The 25,286-nt window shown below is 68.0% G+C and carries 23 protein-coding genes and 2 tRNA genes; 16 read left to right on the forward strand and 9 right to left on the reverse strand.

The features are described 5' to 3' along the window. The 4 genes from OYT95_RS31795 (at position 1) to OYT95_RS31810 (ending at position 6,537) form a co-directional block, all read left to right on the forward strand. Positions 1–426, forward strand: coding sequence for an acyl-CoA thioesterase (locus tag OYT95_RS31795; RefSeq protein WP_112300608.1), 426 nt, complete (start codon positions 1–3; stop codon positions 424–426). A 108-nt stretch (positions 427–534) separates the two neighbouring features. Then, positions 535–5,436 carry an NAD-glutamate dehydrogenase gene (locus OYT95_RS31800; protein ID WP_037236335.1) on the forward strand — a complete coding sequence of 1,634 codons (4,902 nt, stop codon included), beginning with the start codon at positions 535–537 and terminating at the stop codon, positions 5,434–5,436. After that, complete coding sequence (locus OYT95_RS31805) at positions 5,433–5,858, forward strand: acyl-CoA thioesterase (protein WP_009474093.1); 426 nt, start codon at positions 5,433–5,435, stop codon at positions 5,856–5,858. The genes OYT95_RS31800 and OYT95_RS31805 overlap by 4 nt, the downstream gene beginning before the upstream one ends. After that, the gene (locus OYT95_RS31810) at positions 5,851–6,537 is read left to right on the forward strand and encodes a hypothetical protein (protein WP_037236332.1); all 687 of its coding nucleotides are present in this window, start codon (positions 5,851–5,853) and stop codon (positions 6,535–6,537) included. The genes OYT95_RS31805 and OYT95_RS31810 overlap by 8 nt, the downstream gene beginning before the upstream one ends. Before the next feature lie 7 nt (positions 6,538–6,544). Here the strand turns inward: OYT95_RS31810 and OYT95_RS31815 are convergent, their stop codons facing one another. The 3 genes from OYT95_RS31815 to OYT95_RS31825 all read right to left on the reverse strand — a co-directional run bounded on the left by OYT95_RS31815 (position 6,545) and on the right by OYT95_RS31825 (position 9,502). Next, positions 6,545–7,456, reverse strand: a complete 912-nt coding sequence (locus OYT95_RS31815; protein ID WP_268790041.1) for a DMT family transporter — start codon at positions 7,454–7,456, stop codon at positions 6,545–6,547. After that, entirely contained in the window at positions 7,444–9,039 is a 1,596-nt protein-coding gene (locus tag OYT95_RS31820) for a glycoside hydrolase family 13 protein (RefSeq protein ID WP_268790042.1), read from the reverse strand. The genes OYT95_RS31815 and OYT95_RS31820 overlap by 13 nt, the downstream gene beginning before the upstream one ends. Before the next feature lie 67 nt (positions 9,040–9,106). Next, complete coding sequence (locus tag OYT95_RS31825) at positions 9,107–9,502, reverse strand: globin (RefSeq protein ID WP_005264320.1); 396 nt, start codon at positions 9,500–9,502, stop codon at positions 9,107–9,109. Between the two features lie 140 nt (positions 9,503–9,642). Between OYT95_RS31825 and OYT95_RS31830 the strand changes: the two genes are divergently transcribed. From OYT95_RS31830 to OYT95_RS31840, 3 genes are all read left to right on the forward strand, one after another. Next, positions 9,643–10,314 carry an HNH endonuclease gene (locus tag OYT95_RS31830; protein WP_200887793.1) on the forward strand — a complete coding sequence of 224 codons (672 nt, stop codon included), beginning with the start codon at positions 9,643–9,645 and terminating at the stop codon, positions 10,312–10,314. A 75-nt stretch (positions 10,315–10,389) separates the two neighbouring features. Then, entirely contained in the window at positions 10,390–10,650 is a 261-nt protein-coding gene (ctaJ, locus tag OYT95_RS31835) for an aa3-type cytochrome oxidase subunit CtaJ (protein ID WP_005248217.1), read from the forward strand. Continuing rightward, entirely contained in the window at positions 10,637–11,116 is a 480-nt protein-coding gene (locus tag OYT95_RS31840; RefSeq protein WP_005248214.1) for a DUF5130 domain-containing protein, read from the forward strand. Before ctaJ ends, OYT95_RS31840 begins: the two co-directional genes overlap by 14 nt. A 76-nt stretch (positions 11,117–11,192) precedes the next feature. Here OYT95_RS31840 and OYT95_RS31845 read toward each other — a convergent pair whose 3' ends face one another. Further along, positions 11,193–11,609: an SRPBCC family protein gene (locus OYT95_RS31845; RefSeq protein WP_268790043.1), complete on the reverse strand. Its 417-nt coding sequence runs from the start codon at positions 11,607–11,609 to the stop codon at positions 11,193–11,195. A gap of 99 nt (positions 11,610–11,708) precedes the next feature. On the opposite strand from OYT95_RS31845, the gene OYT95_RS31850 reads away from it, so the two are divergent. Together OYT95_RS31850 and dinB are read left to right on the forward strand one after the other, a co-directional pair. Next, positions 11,709–12,515, forward strand: a complete 807-nt coding sequence (locus OYT95_RS31850; RefSeq protein WP_268790044.1) for a helix-turn-helix domain-containing protein — start codon at positions 11,709–11,711, stop codon at positions 12,513–12,515. Positions 12,516–12,551: 36 nt separating this feature from the next. Next, positions 12,552–13,778 (forward strand): DNA polymerase IV, encoded by a 1,227-nt coding sequence (gene dinB / locus OYT95_RS31855; protein ID WP_268790045.1) that lies wholly within the window; start codon positions 12,552–12,554, stop codon positions 13,776–13,778. Between the two features lie 20 nt (positions 13,779–13,798). On the opposite strand, the gene pepN is transcribed toward dinB, so the two are convergent. Continuing rightward, positions 13,799–16,378, reverse strand: a complete 2,580-nt coding sequence (pepN, locus tag OYT95_RS31860; protein ID WP_268790046.1) for an aminopeptidase N — start codon at positions 16,376–16,378, stop codon at positions 13,799–13,801. 72 nt (positions 16,379–16,450) lie between these two features. Then, positions 16,451–17,686, reverse strand: a complete 1,236-nt coding sequence (locus tag OYT95_RS31865; protein ID WP_268790047.1) for an NAD(P)/FAD-dependent oxidoreductase — start codon at positions 17,684–17,686, stop codon at positions 16,451–16,453. 127 nt (positions 17,687–17,813) lie between these two features. Between OYT95_RS31865 and OYT95_RS31870 the strand changes: the two genes are divergently transcribed. Beyond that, positions 17,814–18,443: a mycothiol-dependent nitroreductase Rv2466c family protein gene (locus tag OYT95_RS31870; RefSeq protein ID WP_037236505.1), complete on the forward strand. Its 630-nt coding sequence runs from the start codon at positions 17,814–17,816 to the stop codon at positions 18,441–18,443. A gap of 18 nt (positions 18,444–18,461) precedes the next feature. Here OYT95_RS31870 and OYT95_RS31875 read toward each other — a convergent pair whose 3' ends face one another. Continuing rightward, positions 18,462–19,445 (reverse strand): M48 family metallopeptidase, encoded by a 984-nt coding sequence (locus tag OYT95_RS31875; protein WP_268790048.1) that lies wholly within the window; start codon positions 19,443–19,445, stop codon positions 18,462–18,464. A gap of 58 nt (positions 19,446–19,503) precedes the next feature. Here OYT95_RS31875 and OYT95_RS31880 point away from each other — a divergent pair, with 58 nt between their 5' ends. Together OYT95_RS31880 and OYT95_RS31885 are read left to right on the forward strand one after the other, a co-directional pair. Next, positions 19,504–19,977: a ribose-5-phosphate isomerase gene (locus OYT95_RS31880; RefSeq protein ID WP_012688320.1), complete on the forward strand. Its 474-nt coding sequence runs from the start codon at positions 19,504–19,506 to the stop codon at positions 19,975–19,977. Positions 19,978–19,983: 6 nt separating this feature from the next. After that, positions 19,984–20,781 carry an Fpg/Nei family DNA glycosylase gene (locus OYT95_RS31885; protein WP_268790049.1) on the forward strand — a complete coding sequence of 266 codons (798 nt, stop codon included), beginning with the start codon at positions 19,984–19,986 and terminating at the stop codon, positions 20,779–20,781. Positions 20,782–20,788: 7 nt separating this feature from the next. On the opposite strand, the gene OYT95_RS31890 is transcribed toward OYT95_RS31885, so the two are convergent. Together OYT95_RS31890 and OYT95_RS31895 are read right to left on the reverse strand one after the other, a co-directional pair. Then, entirely contained in the window at positions 20,789–21,607 is an 819-nt protein-coding gene (locus tag OYT95_RS31890; protein WP_268790050.1) for a DUF1542 domain-containing protein, read from the reverse strand. 254 nt (positions 21,608–21,861) lie between these two features. Then, positions 21,862–21,935, reverse strand: a tRNA-Gly gene (locus OYT95_RS31895). A gap of 139 nt (positions 21,936–22,074) precedes the next feature. Between OYT95_RS31895 and OYT95_RS31900 the strand changes: the two genes are divergently transcribed. The 4 genes from OYT95_RS31900 to OYT95_RS31915 all read left to right on the forward strand — a co-directional run bounded on the left by OYT95_RS31900 (position 22,075) and on the right by OYT95_RS31915 (position 25,089). Then, positions 22,075–22,151, forward strand: a tRNA-Pro gene (locus OYT95_RS31900). A gap of 60 nt (positions 22,152–22,211) precedes the next feature. Continuing rightward, the gene (gene tig, locus OYT95_RS31905) at positions 22,212–23,606 is read left to right on the forward strand and encodes a trigger factor (protein ID WP_037236304.1); all 1,395 of its coding nucleotides are present in this window, start codon (positions 22,212–22,214) and stop codon (positions 23,604–23,606) included. A 184-nt stretch (positions 23,607–23,790) separates the two neighbouring features. After that, positions 23,791–24,378 (forward strand): ATP-dependent Clp protease proteolytic subunit, encoded by a 588-nt coding sequence (locus OYT95_RS31910; RefSeq protein WP_037236301.1) that lies wholly within the window; start codon positions 23,791–23,793, stop codon positions 24,376–24,378. A 48-nt stretch (positions 24,379–24,426) separates the two neighbouring features. Next, positions 24,427–25,089: an ATP-dependent Clp protease proteolytic subunit gene (locus OYT95_RS31915; RefSeq protein ID WP_037236299.1), complete on the forward strand. Its 663-nt coding sequence runs from the start codon at positions 24,427–24,429 to the stop codon at positions 25,087–25,089. Positions 25,090–25,286: the final 197 nt, after the last annotated feature.

Below are 25,286 nucleotides of genomic sequence, written 5' to 3' on the forward strand. Positions count from 1 at the left end.
CTGGTGGGGTCGAAGGTCTTCACGTACGAGATCCAGGTCCGGTGGGGCGACTCCGACCGGCTGGGTCACGTCAACAACACCCGGTTCGTCGAGTACATGCAGGAAGCACGTGTGCATTTCCTGTCTTCGGAGCTGGAGTCGGTGGGAGCCCGGCCGGGGGCCATGGTGGTGCGCAAGATGGAGGTGGAATTCCTCCGTCCCGTCACCGATGCCTCCGGTCCGCTGACGATCGACGTGTCGGTGCTCCATGTCGGCAACTCGTCGTACACGATCCGGCACGTGGTCACGAACCGCGACGGGGTCCACTGCGCGACGGGTGACGCCCTGCTGGTCGCGTTCGACGTGAAGACCGAACGCTCGCGTCCGCTGTCCGAGGCGGAACGGGACGGGCTCGAGAGGTACCTCGCGCCGGTGACCACCGGCTGACGGATCCGGCACGCGGGGTGCCCGAAGTTCACCCTCTGTTCCCGTCGCCGCGGGCTAGTGTCGAGAGAGTTGCCCGCGGCAATCGGAACGAAGAGGAAGTGAGCCCCGATGACGGAATCGGCAGCACTGAAAGATGCGGAGTGGGCGCGGAATCTGCCCGAGGGTCTCCGGTCTCAGGTGCCGACTCTCGCAGCCGTGTATTTCCGTCACGTCGATCGCGGTGACAGCGAGAGCGCGGTCAACGGCGCCTCCGACGCCGTGCTCGGCGCGCATCTGACACTTGCCCTGCATCGTCCGCCGGAACGCGCGGTCACCCGGGTCTACCGCCCGGGCGACGGGCGCGAACTCGGTGCGGCACTGCAGATCGTGACGGACGACATGCCGCTGCTCGTCGAATCGATCACCGCGCTGCTGAACCGCCTCGGTATCGGGATCAGCGAATTCGTGCACCCCATCGTCTCGGTCCGGCGCGATCCGATCGGCGCACTGCGCGGAATCCTCATGGGAGACAAGGCCGAGGACGCCGACGCGGACGGCGTCCCCGAGTCGTGGATCCACGTCCAACTCGATCCGCGTGCCGACTCCGCGGTTCTCGACACACTCGAGAAGGAAGTCGGCACCGTCCTCGCCGACGTGCGCCAGGTAGTCCGGGACACCGACATCATGCGCAAGCTCGAGCGGTCGCTCGCCGACGAACTCGAGACGTCCACACCCTGTCCCGGTGTGTCGAAGGACGACCTGGAGGACTGCGCCGATCTGCTGCGGTGGATGTCGCAGGGCAATTACGCGGCGCTGGGGTACCGCCGCTTCGAACTGGGGGAGCCGGACGGTTCCGGAGCCCGGAGCCTCCAGGTGGTGCCGGGCAGCGGTCTCGGACTGCTGCGCTCCGACACGGTCACAGAAGGCCCGCTGAGCCTGCCGCCGGCCGCAGAGATCCCCGACCGCCCCCTGCTCGTGCTCACCCAGGGCTCGTTCCCCGCGACCGTGCACCGCTCGGTCTACCCGTTCTTCGTCGGCGTGAGCATCCTCGACGAGGCCGGCAACATCACCGGTGAGCACCGTTTCCTCGGCGTCTTCACCGTCACGGCGCTGCACGAGAACGTCCTCGACATTCCCGTCATCGCCCGCCGGGTGCGCAAGGTGATCGACCGGGCCGGATTCCAGTTGAACTCGTATTCGGGGCAGGCGATGCTGGAGGTCATCCAGTCGTTCCCGCGCACCGAACTGTTCTCGAGCGACGCGGACACCCTGTTCGACACCGTGACCGCCGTGCACAGCATCGGCCTCCGGCGTCAGGTGCGTCTGTTCGTGCGCGAGGATTTTCTCGGTCGATTCGTCTCCTGCCTGATCTACCTTCCCCGCGATCGGTACACCACCCGGGTCCGGCTCGCGATGCAGGACATCCTGCTACGGGAATTCGGCGGCGGCACATTGGAATACACCGCGCGCGTCACGGAGTCCGACCTGGCGTTGCTGCACGTGACGATCCGCAAGAGCGCCGAACAGATGGGGTCGCGGCTCGACCTCTCGGACGCCGACCGGGAACGGGTCCAGGCCATGCTGGCCGACGCGAGCCGCAGCTGGGACGACCATCTCGGTGACCTACTCCCGGTGACCACCGGCGTGGATCCCGTTCTGGCGCAGCGTTATGCCGCCGTCCTGCCCGAGGGGTACAAGGAGGATTTCGACGCCACGCGCGCGTTGTCGGATCTCGCGAGGCTGGAAGCGCTCGAAGACGGTTCCATCGACCTGCTGCTGTACCGCGATCCCGGGGCCGAGGTCGGGCACTGGCGATTCACCCTGTACGTGGGCGGGGAAGGCATCTCGCTGAGCCAGGTGCTTCCGGTGCTGCAGAGCCTGGGTGTGGAAGTGCTCGACGAACGGCCGTACCTGATTCCGCGGCCGGACGGGTTGACGTGCTGGATCTACGATTTCGGGCTGTCGGTTCCCGCGGAGCTGCTCCGCTCCTCGGTGGAGGACGACCTGGACGCCGAACTCGCCGCCGAGGAGGCATCCGTTGCCGCACCGAAGCTTCAGGAACGGTTCACCGATGCCTTCACCGCGGTGTGGTTCGGGCGGGCGGAGGCCGACCGGTTCAACGAGCTGATCCTGCGGGCGGGAGTGTCGTGGCGGCAGGCCGTGATTCTGCGGGCGTACGCAAAGTACCTGCGCCAGGCGGGGTTTCCCTACAGTCAGTTCCACATCGAGGGGGTTGCGCTGGCGAATCCGCGTTCCGCGTACACCCTCGTCGAGTTGTTCGAGGCGATGTTCGACCCGGAGACGCCCTCACCCGACCTGGTGGCCGAACTCGACACCCGCCTGAGGGAGTACATCGACGCCGTGGTCAGCCTCGACGCGGACCGCATCCTGCGCGGTCTGTTCGGGCTGATCAAGTCGACGCTGCGCACCAACTACTTCGTCGTCGGCGAGACCGGGGAGTCGCCTGCATACCTGTCGATCAAGCTCGATCCGACGTCGATCCAGGAACTTCCGAAGCCCCGCCCGAAGTACGAGATCTTCGTGTACTCACCGGACGTCGAGGGTGTGCACCTGCGGTTCGGGTCCGTCGCCCGCGGCGGGCTGCGCTGGTCGGACCGGCGTGAGGATTTCCGCACCGAGATCCTGGGGTTGGCGAAGGCGCAGGCCGTGAAGAACGCGGTGATCGTCCCGGTCGGCGCGAAGGGCGGCTTCGTCGTCAAGAATCCGCCGACGCCGTCGGGCGACGCGGCGGCCGACCGCGCGGCCGCTCTCGAGGCGGGCCAGGACTGCTACCGCACGTTCATCTGCGGCCTCCTGGACCTCACCGACAACGTCGATCAGGCGTCGGGGGAGATCGTTCCGCCGCCCCGGGTGGTGCGGCGCGACGGCGACGACCGGTATCTCGTCGTGGCCGCGGACAAGGGCACCGCGAAATTCTCCGACCTCGCCAATTCTGTTGCGGAGCAGTACAAATTCTGGCTCGGCGACGCGTTCGCGTCCGGTGGGTCGGCCGGGTACGACCACAAGGGGATGGGCATCACCGCGCGCGGTGCCTGGGAGAGCGTGAAACGGCACTTCCGGGAGATGGGCGTCGACACCCAGACCCAGGATTTCTCGGCGGTCGGTGTCGGTGACATGAGCGGCGACGTGTTCGGAAACGGCATGCTCCTGAGCCGGCACATCAGGCTGATGGCGGCGTTCGACCACCGGCACATCTTCCTCGACCCCGATCCCGACGCCGCCAGGTCCTTTGCGGAGCGGTCCCGGATGTTCGCGCTGCCCCGGTCGTCGTGGGCCGACTACGACACCAGCCTCATCAGCGAGGGCGGGGGAGTGTGGGACCGGACCCGCAAATCGGTTCCGATCAGTGCCGCCGCGCGCGCTGCGCTCGGACTCGACGACGCCGTCACCGAACTCTCCCCGCCGGAACTGGTCCGGGCAATCCTGCGTGCCCCGGTTGATCTGCTGTGGAACGGTGGCATCGGCACGTACGTGAAGGCGTCCACCGAGACCAACGCGCAGGTGGGCGACAAGAGCAACGACTCGGTGCGCGTCGACGGCAACGAGGTGCGGGCGAAGGTGGTGGGCGAGGGCGGCAACCTCGGGGTGACGGCGCTCGGCCGGATCGAGTACAGCCAGAACGGTGGCCGGATCAACACCGACGCGATCGACAACTCCGCGGGCGTCGACTGCTCCGATCACGAGGTCAACATCAAGATCCTGCTGGACTCGCTGGTGAGCAGCGGCGGGCTGCCGCGGGAGGAACGCAATCCTCTGCTGGCGTCGATGACCGACGAGGTGGCCCAGCTCGTACTCGCGAACAACATCGCGCAGAACGATCTCCTCGGTGTCTCCCGGACCAGCGCGGTTCCGATGCTGAGCGTGCATCGCCGCCAGATCGAGCACCTGGCGTCGCGTCGCGGACTCGACCGGAAGCTCGAGGCCCTGCCCACCGACGAGGAGATCGCCCGACGCAGGCAGGCCGGTCAGGGTCTGACGTCTCCGGAGCTCGCGACCCTCACCGCGCATGTGAAACTCTCGCTCAAGGACGACCTCCTCGCGACGGACCTGCCCGACAGCGAGACGTTCGCGCCGCGGCTGCCGCGGTACTTCCCGACAGTGTTGCGCAAGCGGTTCCGCACCGCGATCAAGGCGCATCCTCTGCGCAGGCAGATCGTGGCGACGATGCTCGCGAACGAGACCATCGACAACGGCGGCATCACCTTCGCATACAGATTGGCGGACGAGGCGGGTGCGAGCAGCACAGACGCCATCCGCGCCTACGCGGCGGTCACCGAGATCTTCGCCCTGCCCGACCTGTGGTCGAGGATCCGGTCGGCGAACATCGCGGCCGACATCGAGGACGACCTGATCCTCGAGTCCGGCCGGGTCCTCGACCGCGCGTCCCGCTGGTTCCTGACCAACCGGCCTCAGCCCCTCGCCGTGGGCGCCGAGATCGCCCGGTACTCGTCCGACTTCCGTGCACTCTCGCCGAGGGTGCCGCAGCTCGTGCGGGGACATCAGCTCGCCGACGTGGAGACGCGGGCGCGGCCGCTCGTCGACCGCGGGGCGCCCGAGGACCTCGCGTTCGAGGTGTTCCGGCTTCTGGACAAGTTCTGTCTGCTCGACATCAGCGACATCGCGGACATCGCCGAACGCGACATCGACGAGGTCGCCGAGCTGTACTACGAACTCGACGCGCACCTCGGCATCGACTGGCTGCTGAGCGCCGTGTCCACCCTCGCGCGGGGTGACCGCTGGCATTCGCTGGCCCGCCTCGCGTTGCGTGACGACCTCTACAGTTCGCTGCGTCAGCTCACGATGGAAGTGCTCCTGGGTGGTGAACCTCACGAGACGCCGCAGGAGAAGATCGACGACTGGGAGTCGACGAACGCGTCCCGGCTGGCCAGGGCGAGGTCCGCTCTCACCGAAATTTTCGAGTCTGGGACCCTTGACCTCGCGACGCTCTCGGTGGCGGCGCGTCAGGTACGCAGCATGGTGCGAGGTATGGGCACCCGATCGGAGGTATGACGTTGAGCGAGGGCTTTCACGCGGAGGTCGAAGTTCGATGGTCGGACATGGACGTCTTCCAGCACATCAACCACGCACGGATGGTGACGTTGCTGGAGGAGGCGCGGATTCCCTGGCTGTTCGAGGACGATCGCCCCACTGTCACGTTGCGTGACGGCGCGGTCATCGCCGACCTCCATGTGCGCTACCGGGGGCAACTCCGGCACAGCGATTCACCGCTCGACGTCCTGATGTGGGTGGAGAAGGTTCGTGCGGTCGATTTCACGATCAACTACGAGGTCCGCCCGAAGGGCGTCGACGTCTCGGTCGCGCCGTCCATCATCGCCTCGACGCAGATCGCGGCGTTCGACATCGACACCCAGCGCCTGCGCAGAATCACCGACGTCGAGCGTGCGTACCTGGAGAGCTGGCAGCGTGTATGAGCGTGTCCTGTCGATCCCGGACGCCACGGAGCGCGGTGATCTCGCCACGTTCCTCACGCGGGTGGTCCGGTTGGACGAGTCGACGGTGGTCCGCCTCCGTCAACGCGGACCCGGCCGCCTGACGATCTGGGCGGCAACCGGTTTCGACGCGCTGGCGGTGCGCACGGTCGCGGGGACCATCACCCCGGACGACACGTCGGCCGCCGGCGACCAACTGCTCGCCGCGCTCGAAGCGACGACTGCAGCCGACATCGATCCGGGATTCTCGATGGATTCGGCGTGGCGGGGCGCTCTGCCTCCGACGGAGGGCTTCGTTCACGTCGACGACGTCCCGGCGCGTGTCCTGGTCGACCTCGCGCAGCGCGGTGCGGCCCTGGCGCAGGAGCACGGCAGCAGCCAGGGGCCGCCCGCATCGCTCCTCGACCAGGAAGTGCTGCAGGTGGAGGGCGCGGAGCAGGCGGTCGGCATCCCGATGCGGGTGGTCTTCGCCCTCACCGCGATGGGGTTCGTTCCGCACGCGGGCTCGGATCGGCTGACCGCCGACATCGACCTCGAGCGCATCGACGCTTCCGAGCTGGTCCGGGTGCGTGCCACCGCGTCGTGGCTGCGGGTGGACGCCCGGTTCGGGTCGATCTACCGGCACCGCGGGGGAGGGATTCCGTTGTCGGTGGCGCGGTAGCGCGCCGTCAGCCGGACCGCAGCGTGCTGGTTGCCAGAACGGCGAGCGACGCGACGACGGCCGCCATGCCCAGCGCCGCGACCAGGGTCAACTGCTCGCCGAGCACCGCGGTCCCGAGCAGTGCCGCGACCACCGGTTCGGTGAGTGTGAGCGTCGCAACCGTTGCCGGTGGGAGCCGCCGCAGTCCGGCGGCGAACAGCAGATACGCCAGCACGGTCGGGACGATCGCCAGATACACCGCGGCCGCAGCGCCCGCCCCGGTATCGAGGCCGCCGGGCCAGGTCGCGACGAGCACGGGGATCAGGAACAGTCCACCGAGACCGAACATCTGTCCCATCGCCGCCTCGGGGCTCGCACCCGCCGCGAGCAGCGACGACCCGGCAACCGTGTAGGTGGCGTACCCGAAACCGGCGATCAGTGCAGGCAGTGCGCCCGCCAGGATCCCGGACGAGTCGGAGCCGCCGGTCGTGCCCGCCACGATCAACGCCATTCCGGCGACGGCGATGACGGTGGACACGGCCCACACCGGGCCGGGACGGTGCCGGTGCACCGCCCACTGCAGTGCGCCGGTGAATGCGGGGCCCGAACCCAGCGCGATCATGGTTCCTGCCGCCACCCCGGCGCTCTGCACACCGCTGAAGAATCCGAGTTGGTAGGCCGCGACCCCGATCCCGCCCCACACGGCGGGCACGTACCGGCGAATCCCGGCACCGCCACCGAAGCCGAGCCCGCCACGCAGCGCCGCGAACGCCGCGAGGAGCGCACCCGCGGCCACGACCCGGGCCGAGCCGACAGTCAGCGGGTCGAGGTCGTATCCGAGGGCGCGGGATGCAAGAGCCTGCGCGGTTCCCGTCGTGGCGAACAGGATCGATGCTGCGACGACCGCCGCGACTGCGGGAGTGCGGGTCAGATGAGCCACGCAGCCGCGTTCGGTGGGAGCTGCCCCTCGACGAGCGGCGCGCTGCTGAGCAGCACCTCACCGGGTGGCAGTGAGATCGGCGCGTCGGTGGCGTTGAGAGCGCAGATCAGCCCGCCGCGCCTGCGGAACGCGAAGCAGCCCGCGGGGCTTCCGTACCAGTCGACTCCCGGACCGGAGAACTCCGGGCGGAACGAGCGCAGTTCGAGTGCGGCCCGGTACAGCGAGAGCGTCGACGTGACGTCCTCGAGTTGCGCCTCGACGGTGAGGTCCGCCCACGCGGGGGGCATCGGCAGCCAGGGCTCGCCGGTGCTGAACCCGAACGGTGGTTCGGTGCCCTCCCACGGCACGGGCACACGGCAGCCGTCGCGGCCGCGTTCGGTGTGACCGGACCGTTCCCACACAGGGTCCTGCAACACCGAATCGGGGAGGTCGACGTTGGGCAGGCCGAGTTCGGCGCCGTTGTACAGGAACGCCGCACCCGGCAGCGCCAATTCGACGAGGATCATCGCCCGGGCGCGAGCCGTGCCGATCTCGCCGCCGCCGTACCGGGTGACTTCCCGTTCGACGTCGTGGTTCGACAGGGTCCAGGTGGGTGTCCCGCCCACCTGGTCGACTGCGGTCAGGGAGTTCTCGATCGCCTCCCGCACCGTCTCCGCCGAGAACTCGGCCTCGGCCAGCCGGAAGTTGAACCCGAGGTGCAGTTCGTCGGGCCGGATGTACTCCCCGAAGCGTTCGTTGTCGCGAACCCAGATCTCCCCGACGGCCATCGTGCCCGGGTACTCGTCGAGGACCTTGCGGATGCCGCGGTGGATGTCGTGGACCGCGGGGTTGTCGAACCGCGGATCGTCGTCCGAGTTCTGCAGCAGTTCGTTGGCGGACCAGTCGTGGTCCGGCAGACCTTCCGGCTTCGCCATGCCGTGCGCGACATCGATGCGGAATCCGTCGACGCCGCGGTCCAGCCAGAACCGGAGCGTCTTCGTGAGATCCTCGACGACCTCCGGGTTGTCCCAGTTCAGGTCGGGCTGCTCCGTCGCGAAGATGTGCAGGTACCACTGGCCGGGCTTGCCGTCGGTCTCGGTGATCCGCGTCCACGCCGGACCACCGAAGATGCTCGGCCAGTTGTTGGGCGGCTCCGCGCCGTCCTCACCGCGACCGTCGCGGAAGATGTACCGGTTCCGTTCGGGACTGCCCGGCGGCGACGCCAAGGCGGCGCGGAACCATTCGTGCTCGACGCTGGTGTGATTGGGCACCAGGTCCATCGTCACCTTGATCTGGCGCGCGTGCGCGGCCTCGATCAGTGCGTCCATCGTCGCGAGGTCACCGAACAGTGGGTCGATGTCGCGGGAATCGGACACGTCGTAACCGTGATCGGCCATCGGGGAGCGCATGACCGGGCTCAGCCAGAGGGCGTCGACACCGAGCAGTTCGAGGTATCCCAGCTTGTCCCGCACTCCGTGGAGGTCGCCGACACCGTCACCGTTCGCGTCGGCGAACGAGCGGGGATAGATCTGGTAGAAGACGGCGTCGGACCACCAGGGTGCCGGCTGTGTGTCGTCGGCGGACGTTTCGGCGGGAGTGCTCACAAACGCCCATCGTGCCAAACGATCGCCCGCACCACGACTCGACCGGCGTAATCGGGGCGGGGCGGTTTCAGAAGGCGGAGTTCACCATCGACGCCGCGGCCATGTCCATGTACTCGGAGAGGGCCTTGCGGTGGGCGTCGTCGAGGGTGCCGGTGTCGATCGACGCGATGGCCGTGTGCATGCACCGGAGCCAGGCGTCCCGCTCGATCGGGCCGATCTTGAACGGCTGGTGACGCATCCGCAGTCGTGGGTGGCCGCGCTCGTCCGAATAGGTGTGCGGTCCGCCCCAGTACTGCTCGAGGAACATCCGCATCCGGCGCTCGGCCGGGCCCAGGTCTTCCTCGGGGTAGAGGGGCCGGACGATGTCGTCCTTGGCGACTTCCTCGTAGAAGCGCGCGGTGAGTTTGCGGAACGTCTCCGCTCCGCCCACCGCCTCATAGAAGGTCTGCTGCACGTCAGTCATGGCGCCTTCCATTGTGCACGTGCGGGCGCGAACGGTCTTCGTCACCGTCTGTTCACCGAATGTCCTGCATTTTTGTCGGAAATGGACGTGCACGAGCAGGCAATTCATGGTGCACTTGGTGGCAATCTCCCGGAGGTCGCATGAAGAATCGACACAGCGCCCGCGCGCACCGACAACTCGTGCCCACTGATGCCCGGAGTGCCGGGGTTTCAGGGGCGTTTGCTTTACAAGTGATCACCGAAGGCTCCGCGCACAGCGCAGAGCCTTCTTTCCCGGGCGAGAATGCGGTTCCGCTCTGGATCAAGCGCCGGGTGCTTCTCCTGAATGTCACCTACGAGCCGCTCACCGCCCTTCCTGCCCGCCGTGCCGTGGTGTTGATGACCTGCGGTAAGGCCGATACCGTCCACGAGGATCCCCAGGCCCCGGTCGTCCACTCCGAGCAGTGGTCCGTGCAGGTTCCGTCCGTGATCCGCCTCCGGAACTACGTCCGCGTGCCGTACCGCGCTCGCGTTCCGATGACCCGCGCGGCCCTCATGCACCGAGACCGGTTCCGGTGCGCCTACTGCGGCGCCAAGGCCGAGACCGTCGATCACGTGGTTCCCCGCAGTCGCGGCGGCGGGCATTCCTGGGAGAACTGCGTGGCCTGCTGCGCGCCCTGCAACCACCGCAAGGCAGACAAGTTGCTGAGCGAACTCGGCTGGACGCTCAGGGCCGCCCTGGTGCCTCCGTCGGGTCCGCACTGGCGACTGCTGGCTTCCACCAAGGACCTGCACCCGTCGTGGATGCCCTACCTCGGTGAAGGCGCCGCCTGAGCGTTCCGCGCGTCCCCTTCGCGAAGTTCGGCCCTGACGCTTCCCCTCGCACGGTTCTGGGCTACCGTTTGCGTTGTGAGCATTCTCGAGACAGTGCTGATATTCGTAGGAATTCCGGCGTTGATCACCGCCTTCTTCGCGGGGATGTCGTTCGTCGGCAAGAAGACGCCGGGCCCCGTGCCGCCCGCGTTCCACCTCGGTGAGGAATGGACGCACGCGCCGGTGCTGTGGAGCGCCGTCGACGAGGTGACCACGCACGGTCATCACGGCGGTCATCACGGCGCGCACGCCGGTTCGGCAGACCTGATTGGAGGCTCGGCAAGTGGCAAGTGGTGACCTGATTCCCGCGTCCGCGGTATCCGCGGACAATCTGCCTGTCGGCAGCGTCGTGACCTCCAGTGGTCGCATCTCGGGCGTGCACCGCGTCGGTGAGCCGTTCACCGACGACCTGCCGTTCACGACGGACGAACTCGTCCGCCTCGACGATGCCCTCACGGAAGGCACCCGCAAGACGAAGGTGCGCTTCAACGCGTACATCGGCGACCTCGGCGACGACACCGCGGCCGGCGCCGACGCGCTGTTCCCGACGACGCCCGAGGCGGAACGGTCCGTGCTCATCGCGGTCTCGCCCAACCAGCGGACGGTCGAGATCCGCAGCGGCCGGGCCGTGGCGAACCGAGTCACCGACCGGGTCGCCCAGCTCGGCGCCACCGCCGCGGTGTCGTCGTTCGGCGACGGAGACCTCATCGACGGTCTCGTGAGTGCCATCCGCGTGATGAGCGCGGCAATCGCCTCGCCGTAGAACCTCCACAGACGATCAGCGTCCGCGCGGCCCGATCCGGCTCAGTCCTCCTGAACCGGATCGGGCCGTCGGTGTCTCACCGGGTGTCGACGACGCGGTCGGCGCTTTCGAGGGTCCGCCGGACGGCGTCGATGCCGAGTTCCATCATCTGCGCGGTCCGGCCCGCGAGAGTCGCGGGCAGGATGTCCGCGATCCAGACGAACACGGTCGCGCCCGTGCCGTCGTCGCTCACCTGGGCGGACGCATGGTGATGCAGGTAGGGGCCGTCGACGATCGACCAGGCCAGGCGGCGCGCATCCTCGTCGCACGAGACGAGGCGCTCTCGGACGACGGAACCGTCGAAGAACGTGATGACCCGGTCACCCCGGTCGATCACCGAAGCGGTGACGAAACCTGCGGCGAGCCGCGTGTGCAGCGCACCCCAGTCGCGCAGAGCGTCCCACGCGGCAACGGGTGTGACATCGATGTGGGTGGACTCGTAGATGTATGACATGACTGCAGCCTGCCGCGGGGAATGCCGTGAGGATTGAAGATTCTTGCAGGCCACCGCATGTGCGGGAAGATGTCGGGCCCCGCGGGTAGCGTCCCGGTTGTGGCGGTGAGCGAGGTCGCACGTCTGCCGGGCGTGAACGTCTGGGCGGTGGACTGCTGCGCCGTGCACCCGGGCTGGTCGGGCGTGGAGGTGCGGGACGATCATCGGATCGTGCTCGTCCGCGGCGGCCGATTCCTGCGCCGGATCGGCAGACACGAGTCGATGGCCGACCCGACCGTCGCGTACGTCGGAACACCGGGCGAGGTGGAACAATTCGCGCACCCCGCCGGGGGCGACCGGTGCACGTCGATCAGTGTCCGGCCCGAGCTCTGGCGTGCGGTCGCCGGTGAGCGCTGGACGCTCGGCCGTTCGGACGTGTACGTCGATGCTCGCGTCGATCTTCTTCATCGACGCCTGCTCCGTGCCGGCCGGACCGGCGACGTCCACTTCGCCCTCGCCGAGCAGGTGGTCCGGCTCGTTGCGGTCGCCGCGCTCGCCGCATCGCGGGGACGGTCGTGTGCACACCGGCGCGGCGGCCTGCCGGACGACGCGGTGGCCGCCGCCGCCCGCGCGGCGGTCCTCGACGACGAGCCCGGTGCGGACGGACTGATACCGCTCGCCGAACGGTTCGGCATATCACCGTTCGCGCTCAGTCGTGCGTTCAGTGCCGTCATGGGCGTCTCGCTCACCAGGTACCGCAACAGGGTTCGGGTCGGACGGGCGCTCGAGCGGATCGAGAACGGCGACCGGGACCTCGCCGGTCTCGCCGCCGACCTGGGATTCTCGGATCAGGCGCACATGACCAGGACCATCCGGGCTCACCTCGGCGAGACACCCACCGCACTGCGAACGCTGTTGTCGGTCTGACGACCCTCGACTTCTGTCGGTGGTCGATGCGAACATATGTTCGTGTCCGATTCGCCGCGCCCCCGCATCTCGAGTGGCGCCGAGGCGACCATCCTGCACGCCGACCTCGACGCGTTCTACGCTTCGGTGGAGCAGCGGGACGACCCCTCACTGCGAGGTCGTCCGGTGATCGTCGGCGGCGGCGTCGTGCTGGCGGCGAGCTACGAGGCGAAGGCCTACGGGGTGCGCACGGCCAGTAGCGGTGCGCAGGCGCTGCGCCTGTGCCCGCACGCCGTCGTGGTGCGCCCCCGAATGTCGGCGTATGCGGCCGCGAGCAAGGCGGTGTTCGAGGTCTTCGGCCGGACGACGCCGCTGGTCGAGGGGCTGTCGATCGACGAGGCCTTCCTCGACGTCGCCGGTCTCCGCAAGATCGCGGGCGCGCCGGTCGACATCGCGGCGCGTCTGCGCCGCGACGTCCGCGAGCAGGTGGGGTTGCCGATCACGGTCGGCGTCGCGAGAACGAAGTTCCTCGCCAAGGTCGCCAGCGCGGTGGGCAAGCCCGACGGACTGTTGCACGTGCCGCCGGACCGCGAGATCGAGTTCCTCCATCCGCTGCCGGTCGAAAGGCTGTGGGGAGTCGGGGCGGTGACGTCGGGCAAGCTCCGTGACGCCGGAATCGCGACCGTCGGCCAGCTCGCCCACTATCCCGAAGAGCTGCTCGTGACCATCGTCGGACCCGCGGCGGGCCACCACCTCCACGCGCTCGCCTGGGCACGCGACCCGCGTCCCGTGCAGGTGGGGCGCAGGCGGAGATCCGTCGGCGCGCAGCACGCCCTGGGGCGCAGACCCACATCGAGGGAGGACGTGGACGCCGCCCTGGTGACGTTGGTCGACCGGGTGGCGGGCCGGCTGCGCCGCGGCAAGCGGGTGGGGCGCACGGTGGTGCTCCGGCTCCGGTTCGACGACTTCACCCGGGTCACGCGGTCACACACTCTCGCGCAGCCGTCGGCGCAGACGCAGACGATCCTGACCACGGCCCGCGGCCTGCTGAGCAACGCGATGCCGATGATCGAACGCAAGGGCATCACCCTGGTGGGAATCGCGGTGGCCAACCTCGAGGACGACTGCCCGCAACAGCTGGCGCTGCCGTTCGACCCGTACACGAGCAGCACCCTCGACAGCACGCTCGACAGCCTCCGCGACCGCTTCGGTTCCTCGGCGGTCACCCGCGCGGTGCTGCTGGGCCGGGATCAGGGTGTGACCGTGCCGATCCTGCCGGACTAGGCCGGCAGGATCGGCACCGATCAGCTCGCGTCGAACTTCCGGGCGGCCAGCGACCGGACGATCCCGGCGCGGCCCTCGACCACCAGGCGGCGCAGGGCCGGCGGGTGGTCGCCGGCCAGGAATGCGTCGGCTGCCGCCACGGATTCCTCGCTGATCGACCACGACGGGTACAGACCCACCACGACGGTCTGCGCGACCTCGCTCGACCGTCGCTCCCACACCGCGGGAATGTCCGCGAAGTAGCGGGCTACGTACGGTGCGAGGATGTCGGACTGGCCGTGACCGGCGAAGGCGCCGATGATGGAGCGGGCGGTGATGTTCGGCACGGAATCGTCGCCGACCACCCGGTTCCAGGCCTGTTCCTTCACCGCGGCCTGCGGGCGGACGGTGGCCGCGGCGGCGGCGTTGCGGGCACCTGCCGCGGTGGGGTCGCGTTCGGCTTCGGCGTCGATGAACGGCGTCTCGATGCCCTCGGCGTCGATCTCACCGGCCCCTGCGAGTGCGGTGACGAGACGCCAGCGCAGGTCCGTGTCGACGACGAGCCCCGGAAGCCCGACCGTCTCGGGTGCGGCGTCGAGCAGTTCCTGCAGCACCTCGGTGTGCCACGCCGACAGTTGCGCCCCCGCCAGCGCGTTGACGAACGCCAGCTGATGATCCGAACCCGGCTCGGCTTCCCGCGCCAGTTCGAGGAGCCGGTTCGCGAAGTCCGGCCAGCCGTGTTCCTTGGCCCACGCGGGTTCGGCGTAGCTGTGCAGCGCCGTCTGGGCCTGCATCAGCAGCCGCTGGACGACGCCGACCTCCGTTTCGGCGCCGACGCCGCGCTGCACGAGGGCGACGAAGTCCCGCGCCTTGAGTTCGGCCTGACGCGTCATCTCCCACGCCGCCGACCACACCAGGGTGCGGGGGAGCGGCTCGTCGATGTCGCCGATGCGGTCGATGGCGGTGGCGAGCGAATCGGGATCGAGTCGCAGCGAGCAGTACGTGAGGTCGTCGTCGTTGACGAGGATCAGCTGTCCGCGCTCGACGTCGACGAGTTCGGTGACGTCGGTGCGTTCGGTGGCGTCGAGGTCGAGTTCCACCCGCTTCGTGCGCACGAGTTTGCCGTCCCGGTCGTCGTACACGCCGACGGCGATGCGGTGCACCCGTCGCTCCCCGGCACCCGGGGCGGCGCCGGCCTGCAGGACGGCGAACCGGGTGAACTTGCCGTCCGCGTCGACATCGAAGTCGGGGCGCAGGATGTTGAGCCCGGTGGTCTTGAGCCACTGGGCTCCCCAGTCGGACAGATCGCGGCCCGAGGACTTCTCGAGTGCGCCGAGGAGGTCGTCGAACGTGGCGTTGTCGAAGGCGTGGTCGCGGAAGTAGTCCCGCAGGCCGGACAGGAAGGGGTCGAGCCCGACGTACGCGACGAGCTGCTTGAGGACGGAGGCGCCCTTCGCGTACGTGATGCCGTCGAAATTCACCTCGACCGCGGCGAGGTCCGGGATGTCGGCGGCGATGGGGTGGGTGGACGGCAGCTGATCCTGCCGGTACGCCCACGACTTCTCGACGTTGGCGAACGTGGTCCAGGCGTTGGTGTATTCGGTGGCCTCGCTCTGGCAGAGCACGGAGGCGAACGTCGCGAAGGACTCGTTGAGCCACAGGTCGTCCCACCAGCGCATGGTGACGAGGTCGCCGAACCACATGTGCGCCATCTCGTGCAGCACGGTCTCCGCGCGCCGCTCGTACGACGCCCGCGTGACCTTGGACCGGAAGACGTAGTCCTCGAGGAACGTCACGGCACCGGCGTTCTCCATTGCGCCCGCGTTGAATTCGGGGACGAACAGCTGGTCGTACTTCCCGAACGCGTAGGGGGTGCCGAAATTGCGGTGGTAGAACTCGAAGCCCTGCTTGGTTTCCGTGAACAGGCGCTCGGAGTCCATGTGCTTCCCGAGGGAGGCGCGGCAGTAGATCGCGAGCGGGATGTCGCCGTGCTCGTCGGAGTAGTTGTCGGTCCACTCCGCGTACGGGCCCGCGATGAGCGCGACGAGGTAGGTGCTCATCTTCGGTGTGGTGCGGAAGATGTGGCGGCCGGGTTCCGGCGCCACCGTCTCGACGGTCGCCGAGTTGGAGATCACCTTCCAGTCGGCGGGGGACGTGACGTGCACGTCGAACGTCGCCTTCAGGTCGGGCTGATCGAAGCAGGCGAACATGCGCTTGGCGTCGGCGGTCTCGAACTGCGAGTACAGATACACCGCACCGTCGGTCGGGTCCACGAACCGGTGTAGCCCTTCACCGGTGTGCGAGTACGCGCAGTCGGCCTCGACCACCAGTTCGTTGCGGTCCGCGAGTTCGGTGAGTGTGATGCCGGTGGACTCGTCGTAATCCGACACGTCGACGGGGGAGCCGTTCAGCGTGGCCGAATGCACACGGGCCGCAACGATGTCGACGAACGTGGATGCGCCAGGGGTGGCCCCGAACGTGACGGTGGTGCGGGAGGAGAAGGTCTCGACTCCGGGCTGACCTGTCCCGTCGGTGAGGTCGAGTTCGATCAGATAATTGTCGACGGTCAGCAGTCCGGCTCGTTCGGCTGCCTGTTCGCGGGTCAGGTTCGGTGGGGCCACAGAGGTCTCCTCGTGATCGGCGGCGGTGCTCGTACTCGATGCTGCCATCCCATCACGAGTGGGACCGGGGTGTTAACCGGACAGGTCGGTCAACGGCACCGCGGGGTCGGCCAGGCGGTCGGGATCGATCGAGGCGGACGAGGACACCAGTTGCTTGATCTGATCGGTGACATCCCAGATGTTGACGTTCATGCCCGCGAGGACGTGGTTGTCGGCGTCGAGCCAGAAGGCCACGAACTCGCGTGCGGCGAAATCGCCACGTACGACCACCCGGTCATACGAATCGTGCGGGGCGTACCCCACGTACTCCATGCCCAGATCGAACTGGTCGGTGAAGAAGTAGGGCAGATTCCCGTATTCGGCCGCGTGCCCGAGCATGGTGGCGGCGGCCACGGCCGGCTGGTTGAGCGCGTTCGCCCAGTGCTCGACCCGGATTCGGGTGCCGAGTTGCGGATGCCACTGCGCCGCGATGTCGCCCACCGCGACGACGTCGGGGTCGCTGGTCTGCAACCCGGCGTCGACGAGGATCCCGCCGTCGACGTCGAGTCCGGCCCGTTCTGCGATCTCGATGTTGGGTGCCGCGCCGACGGCGACGAGGACGGCGTCGGCGGGCAGGACGGTGCCGTCGCCCAGCCGAACCCCGGTGGCCTTGCCGTCCTCGACGACGATCTCCTCGACCGTGGCGCCGAGATGCAGTTGTACGCCGTGCTCGCGGTGGAGTTCGGCGAAGACCGAGCCGATCTCGGGGCCGAGGGAGCCGAGGAGGGGAACTTCGGCGGCTTCCACCACCGTCACGTCGGCGCCCTTCTCCCGTGCGGAGGCTCCCACCTCGAGGCCGATCCAGCCGGCGCCGATCACCACCAGTCGTCGGCCACCGGCGACCGCGACGATGAGCTTGTCCGATTCGTCGATGGTGCGGAGGTAGTGGACGCCCTCGGCGTCGGAACCGGAGATCGGTGGGCGGCGTGAGCGTGAACCGGTGGCGAGTGCGAGCTTGTCGTATCCCAGCGTGGACCCGTCCGGCAGCGTCACGGTGTGGGCGGTGATATCGAGGGCGGTGGCGGTGGTGCCGAGTCGCAGGTCCACGTGATGGTCGCGATACCAGTCACCGTGGTGGACGGTGAAGTCGCCGAGCGCCTTCTTCCCGGCGAAGTGTTCCTTCGACAGCGGAGGCCGCTCGTAGGGTAGATGTTCCTCTTCCGACAGCAGGACGATCGATCCGTCGAAATCCTTGTCACGCAATGCTTCTGCCGTCTTCGCTCCGGCGAGGCCGCCGCCGACGACGACGAACGTGCGAGTGGAGGACATGTGAGGATGCTCCCTTCCGGTCGACCACTTTCGACCCTACTGCCGCGAGCAGGGTCTCCGGGAAGGATTCCCGGCAGGGAGGTGTTGACTGGACGGGAATGTGTACATCACCGAGAAGGAGCAACACGTGAGTGCTGGGACGAACGCCGGGACCGCAAAGGACGTCGCTGATTTCTGGTTCGACCCACTGTGCCCGTGGTGCTGGATCACCTCGCGATGGATCCTCGAGGCCGCGCAGGTGCGGGACCTGGATGCGAACTTCCACGTGATGAGCCTGGCCGTCCTCAACGAGGGCCGGGATCTGCCGGAGGAATACCGCGAGCTCATGACCAAGGCGTGGGGTCCGGTGCGGGTGCTGATCGCGGCCGCGCAGAAGCACGGCGACGAGATCCTGCTGCCGCTGTACACCGCGATGGGGACGCTCATCCACAACGAGGGCAACAAGGACTTCGGCGACGTGATCGTCAAGTCGCTCGCCGAGGTCGGGCTGCCGGCCGAACTGGCCGAGGCCGCCGAATCGGAGGAGTACGACGCCGCACTGCGTGAGAGTCACGCCGCAGGCATGGACGCCGTGGGACCCGATGTCGGAACCCCGACCATCCACGTCAACGGTGTCGCCTTCTTCGGCCCGGTCCTGTCGCGCATCCCCCGCGGCGAGGACGCGGGCAAGGTGTGGGACGGTGCGGTCGCGCTGGCCGGCTACCCGCATTTCTTCGAGCTCAAGCGCACCCGCACCGAGGATCCTCAGTTCGACTGAGCCCGGTCCCGGGTGCGGTCACCGAGTGACGGGCCCGGCCGGGTCGGCCGCGTACTGCAGTTGCTGCGGGTCGCGGTAGATCTGGCCGGGTTTCACGAACAGGTGACCGTGCCGGGTCCTGTTCCGCAGGGCGGCGGCGCGCCAGGTGAGCACCGGATGTCCCGACAGCAGATTCACGAACCACGGGAAGAATCCGCGTTCGGTGGTGGCCCGGTCGGCGAGTTCGTCGAATCCGACGATGCTCACGAGATACTTGCCGGCACCGAGAACGCCCATCGCGCCGCGGGCGCCCTGCGGCCGGACGCAGTAGCCGTGGTTGTCTGCGGTGTATTCCATCGATCGGAACAGGGCCGACCCGACGACAGGAATGTAGTTGGCGGCGAACTGTCCCAGTTGCCGCCAGTAGGAGGCGTGACCGGCCGCGATGTGACCGACCTCGTGGCCGATGATGAAGGCGAGGGCGTCGGGCTCGCGGGCCTCGCCGCCGATCTCGAACAGATCGCTGTACACGACGACGAAGCGGCGGAAGCCGTGGCCGGACGCGAACGCGTTGATCCGGCCGTTCCCGAGCACGACGTAGGCGTCGGGCGGTTCGGTCATCCCGAACCGTGCGGCCGCTTCGGCCACCATCCGGTACCCGTCGGGGAACTGGGTGGGCGTCATCTTGATCCCGTTCACCTGCTGCGAACCGTAGAGCTGGCCGCGGCCGACGGCGATGAGGATCGGCGCGACCAGCACGATGAGCACCCACGTGGACACCACGCCCAGGAAGAGCGCCGCGATCGCCACCACGTAGGCGACGACGGTGAGAACGACGGCCACCACGAGCAGTGGGATCTCCCACGAGTGCCGGGCGGGCCTGTCGTTCGGCATGAGGCCCGGCACGGGGACCGGCGGATTCCATCCCGTCTCGCCGCCCCACCGGTGCTGCGCGGGGGCCGGCCGATGTCCCGGATAGGGCTGTCCCCAGTTCTGTCCGTTGTCGGGATACATGCTGATCACGATAAGCGTCCCGGGCCCCTGACACGATTCGCGAGGACGCCTGACAGAATCACCAGTCATGCGCGTATACCTGGGTGCCGACCATGCCGGATTCGAACGTAAGAACGAGATCATCGAACACCTGAAGGCCGCGGGCCACGAGACCGTCGACTGCGGCGCTCACGTCTACGACGCCCTCGACGACTACCCCGCCTTCTGCATCGAGACGGCCCGTCGCGTCGTCGCCGACGAGGGCAGCCTCGGGATCGTGCTGGGCGGCAGCGGCAACGGCGAGCAGATCGCCGCGAACAAGGTGAAGGGTGCGCGATGCGCCCTGGCGTGGAGCGTCGAGACCGCGCAGCTGGCCCGCCAGCACAACAACGCTCAGCTGATCGGCCTCGGCGGGCGCATGCACTCGCTCGAGGAGTCCCTCGCGATCGTGGACGCGTTCCTCGCCGCCGAGTGGTCGAACGAGGAGCGCCACCAGCGCCGCATCGACATCCTGTCCGAGTTCGAGAAGTCCGGCGTGGCCCCGGCCCTGCCCGAGGCCTGATCGTCCTTGCCCGAAGGTCACACTCTGCACCGGCTGGCCCGGCTACACCAACGTCGGTTCGCCGGTGCGCCGGTGCGGGTGCTGAGCCCGCAGGGCAGATTCGCCGAGGACTCGGTGCTCGTCGACGGCCGCGTTCTCGTCAAGTCCGAGGCCTGGGGCAAACACCTGTGGCATCACTACGAGTCCGGACTGGTCGTGCACGTCCACCTGGGGCTGTACGGAGCGTTCACGGAATCGGCCGTTCCCATGGAACCGCCGGTCGGGCAGGTCAGGATGCGGATGGTTGGCTCCGAATTCGGCACCGACCTCCGCGGTCCGACGGCTTGTGAGGTTCTCCATCCACCGCAGGTCGCCGCCATCGAGGCGCGGCTGGGTCCGGACCCGCTCCGCAAGGACGCCGACCCCGACAAGGCGTGGAAACGCATCTCGGCGTCCAAGACGCCGATCGGGGCGCTGCTGATGGATCAGGCCGTGATCGCCGGCATCGGCAACGTGTACCGGGCGGAGGTCCTGTTCCGGCACGCCATCAACCCCGACCGGCCGGGCCGTTCGCTGTCCCGTGACGAATGGGACTCGCTGTGGGCCGACCTCGTCGCCCTGATGAAGGTCGGGGTCCGCCGCGGCAAGATGCACGTCGTCCGTCCCGAGGACGATCACGGTGATCCGGCGTATGCGAAGGACCGCCCGCGGACGTACGTCTACCGGCGGGCGGGGTCACCGTGCCGGATCTGCGGGACCCCGGTGGCCCACTCGGTCATGAAGGGCCGCAACCTCTTCTGGTGCCCGAGCTGCCAGCCCTCCTGACGGCCGGCTAGAAGTCGAACCCGCCACCGAAGTCGAACCCGCCGCCGTCGCCGCCGCCACCGAAGTCGAATCCGCCGCCGTCGCCACCGGCGTCCCCGCCCATGTCGCCGCCGCCGTCGCCGCCTGCGTCGCCGCCGTCGCCACCGCCGTCCGCGCCCGCGTCACCGGTGTCCTGGGACGCGTCGCCCGCTCCGCTCTCGAAGCCCTGCGCGTCGTACCCCACTCCGGACATCCCGGAGAACATCGCCGAGAACAGGAACATCGAACCGAGGCCCCACGCGCCTGCCACGAGGGCGGGCTTCCACCACGGCTCCGAGTACCAGCCGGCGGGAACCGGGCGTCCCGCGACACGGCCGCCGGGGTAGTAGTTCGGTGTCTTCGACGACGGGTTCGGCGACGCCGCGACCTGCCGCCCCTCGAACTCGACCTCGCGGTCCTCGGTGACCGCTCCCGCGGACTTCTGGCCGTCGATCGACGGAATCTCCGGGCCGGGGTCCATGCCCATGGCCGTCCGGGCGGCGCGGATGTAGTACAGACCCTCGAGTGCCGTCTGCTTGGCGAGGCGTGCCTGGACGGGCGTCGTGGCCTGATCGATCTGGGAGCCGGCAGCGGTGTACCGCTCGGACGCGTCGGCGAGTGCCTGCTGCGAGGCGGTGTCGGATCCGGTGAGGCTGTACACCTGTCCGCCGAGCCGTTCGATGGCCTGTCGAGCGTCCGCCTTGGCGTCCTCGAGCTGGTTCGCGGTCTGCCCGGCGCGGTTGTTGCGGCTCCTCACCACCAGGAAGGCGACCGCCGCCACGATCACGAGAATGAGTAGCAGTTCCACGGTGGGCCTCCGGAGTTCTCGCGGACCGCCGGCTGCGGGGGCCCAGCATCCACGAGTAGGGGACAAATCGGACATCTCCCAGAGTACTGACCGAAATCGTGGTTACGCGCTCGGCGAACGGGGCAGTGGTCCGATGGAGGGCGAGTGGGGCCGCGTCCGTCGCTCATGTGACGCATGTCATAGCGGAGGTGGTCTCCGTGGCCGCCCCCGGACATGAAAAAAGGAGCGTTCCCTGGGGTGGGAACGCTCCTGTGTGGAGGGGATGACGGGAATCGAACCCGCGTAATCAGTTTGGAAGACTGAGGCTCTACCATTGAGCTACATCCCCGTGCATACGACAACCTGGGATCGCCATGCATGTCGTCTGCGATGAGTGACTGTACCCAACCTCGCTTTGGATTTCATAATCGGGGGGCCGTAGGATTCTTCCTCGGGTCCTCGCGAGGTTGGCGAGAGCCGGCTTCGACCGGGGTGTAGCGCAGCTTGGTAGCGCATCCGCTTTGGGAGCGGAGGGTCGCAGGTTCAAATCCTGTCACCCCGACCAGAACCACAGGGCAGGCAACTGCCGCACAGAAAAAGCACGACCACACGAAGGAGCCAGTCCGTGAAGAGCACCGTCGAGCAGCTCAGCCCGACGCGAGTCCGTATCAACGTTGAGGTGCCCTTCGAGGAGCTCAAGCCTGATTTCGACAAGGCCTACAAGGCCCTCGCGCAACAGATCCGTCTCCCCGGCTTCCGTCCGGGCAAGGCACCGGCCAAGTTGCTCGAAGCCCGTGTCGGTCGTGGCGCAGTCCTGGAGCAGGTCGTCAACGACGCACTCCCGTCCCGCTACTCCGAGGCTGTCACCAGCGCCTCGGTGAAGGCGATCGGTCAGCCCGAGATCGAGATCACGAAGATCGAGGACGGCGAGCTCCTCGAGTTCACCGCCGAGGTCGACGTCCGCCCCGAGATCACGCTGCCCGACTACAGCGAACTGAGCGTCACCGTCGATCCGATCGAGATCACCGACGACGCCGTCGAGGAGCAGCTGCTGTCGCTGCGTCAGCGCTTCGGCACCCTCACCGGTGTCGAGCGTGCGGTCGAGGACGGAGACTTCATCTCCATCGACCTGTCGGCCACCGTCGACGGTGAGGCCGTTCCCGAGGCCACCGCGAGCGGTCTGTCGCACGAGGTCGGTTCGGGTCAGCTCATCGAGGGCCTCGACGAGGCCGTCGTCGGCGTCAAGGCCGGCGAGTCCAAGGAGTTCACCTCGACGCTCGTCGCCGGTGACCACGCGGGCAAGGAAGCCGTCGTCACCGTCACCGTCGGCACCGTCAAGGAGCGCGAGCTGCCTGCCGAGGACGACGAGTTCGCTCAGCTGGCAAGCGAGTTCGACACCCTCGACGAGCTGAAGGCCGACCTGCGTGAGCGCGTCGGACGCGTTCGCAAGGTCGAGCAGGCCGGTCAGATCCGCGACAAGGTCCTCGAGACCCTCCTCGAGACCGTCGAGGTACCGCTGCCCGAGGCCGTCGTCAAGGCCGAGGTCGACGCTGCACTGCACGACGCCGTCCACGGTCTCGACCACGACGAGGAAGCGCTGAACAAGCTCCTCGAGGAGCAGGGCACCAGCCGCGAAGAGTTCGACAAGGACGCCAAGGAGAGCGCCGAGCGCTCGGTGAAGACGCAGCTGCTGCTGGACGCCATCGCCGACGCTTCCGACGTCACCGTCGGCCAGGACGAGCTCACCGAGCGCATCCTGTTCCAGGCACAGCGCTACGGCATGGCGCCCGAGCAGTTCATCCAGCAGATCCAGCAGGCCGGTCAGCTCGGCGCCGTCTTCGCGGACGTGCGGCGCGGCAAGGCTCTCGCCGGTGTCGTCGAGCAGGCCACCGTCACCGACACCTCGGGTGCCGCTGTCGACACCGCCGAACTGTTCGGCAACGGTGAGGCCGAGACCGAGGAGGCTGCGTCCACGGACGAGGCTGCGTCGGATTCCGCCGAGGGCGAAGACCAGAAGTAATGCTGGTCGCGGGATGTTTTTCTCGCGTTCGGCTGTGAGTTGTTTTCCGCTTTGAGCGAAGTAGGGCGGCACCGGGACTCCGGTGCCGCCCTCCTTCGTTAGTGTCTGTGTCAGCAATCAACGATTTACGGAGAAGGCAGGTACCGTGACTTCCAATCACCTGGAGACTTTGCAGAGTCCCGCCATGACTTCAGCCACCGCTGGGTTGAACCTCAGCGACTCGGTGTACGAACGCCTGCTGCGCGAGCGCATCATCTTCCTCGGTACCCAGGTCGACGACGACATCGCGAACAAGCTGTGCGCTCAGATCCTGCTGCTGTCGGCAGAGGATCCCGGCCGGGACATCTCCCTCTACATCAACTCGCCCGGCGGCTCGGTCAGCGCCGGCATGGCAATCTTCGACACGATGCAGTTCGCCGAGTGCGACGTCGCGACGTTCGGAATGGGTCTGGCCGCATCGATGGGCCAGTTCCTGCTCTCCGCCGGGGCCAAGGGCAAGCGTTACGCGCTCCCGCACGCGCGGATCATGATGCACCAGCCGTCCGCCGGAATCGGTGGTACCGCCAGTGACATCGCGATCATGGCCGAGCAGTTCGCGCACACGAAGCGCGAAATGGCCGAGCTGATCGCCGAGCACACCGGTCAGACCGTCGAGCAGATCACCGCCGATTCGGATCGCGACCGCTGGTTCACCGCACAGCAGGCTCTCGAATACGGTTTCGTCGACCACGTCGTCTCCCGCGCGGCGCAGGCGGGCGGGACCGGGCAGTAGCAGCCCGGCTTCCTCACTGACCGCTCCCACAAATCCCTTGGAGAACTGATGACCAACCTGTTCGATCCCCGCAGCCTGGGAGGCCAGGCGCCCGCAGGCCCCCAGTCGCGTTACATCCTGCCGTCGTTCATCGAGCACTCGAGCTACGGCGTGAAGGAGTCCAACCCGTACAACAAGCTGTTCGAGGAGCGCATCATCTTCCTCGGCGTGCAGGTGGACGACGCGTCGGCCAACGACGTGATGGCCCAGCTGCTCGTTCTCGAGTCGCTGGACCCCGATCGCGACATCACCATGTACATCAACTCGCCGGGTGGCTCGTTCACGTCGCTGATGGCGATCTACGACACCATGCAGTACGTGCGCGCCGACATCACGACGGTGTGCCTCGGCCAGGCGGCCTCGGCTGCGGCGGTGCTGCTGGCGGCCGGTAGCCCGGGCAAGCGTCTCGCCCTGCCGAACGCTCGTGTCCTCATCCACCAGCCCGCCACCGGCGGCATCCAGGGTCAGGTCTCCGACCTCGAGATCCAGGCCGCCGAGATCGAGCGGATGCGTCGCCTGATGGAGACCACCCTCGCGAAGCACACCGGCAAGGACGCCGACGTGATCCGCAAGGACACCGATCGCGACAAGATCCTCACGGCCGCCGAGGCCAAGGAATACGGAATCATCGACGACGTGCTCGAGTACCGCAAACTCAGCGCCCAGAAGTGATTTCCTGCCGCCCCGGCTCGGGCGACACGCCGTGACGGCGTGGTTGCCGCGAGCCGGGTGCGGGATCGGCAAGGCTGGCTTTCCCGGAAGATCGGTGCGCGAATCACCGACAACCAGTCGACCTCGCTCGCGATCTGCGGGTACGGTCACATAACGGGCTTTCGTTTTCGGTCGGTGCGCGCACGGCGTGGGATCGG

The organism is Rhodococcus sp. JS3073 (genome assembly GCF_026810085.1).
GTDB classification, from domain to species: Bacteria; Actinomycetota; Actinomycetes; order Mycobacteriales; family Mycobacteriaceae; genus Rhodococcus_F; species Rhodococcus_F wratislaviensis.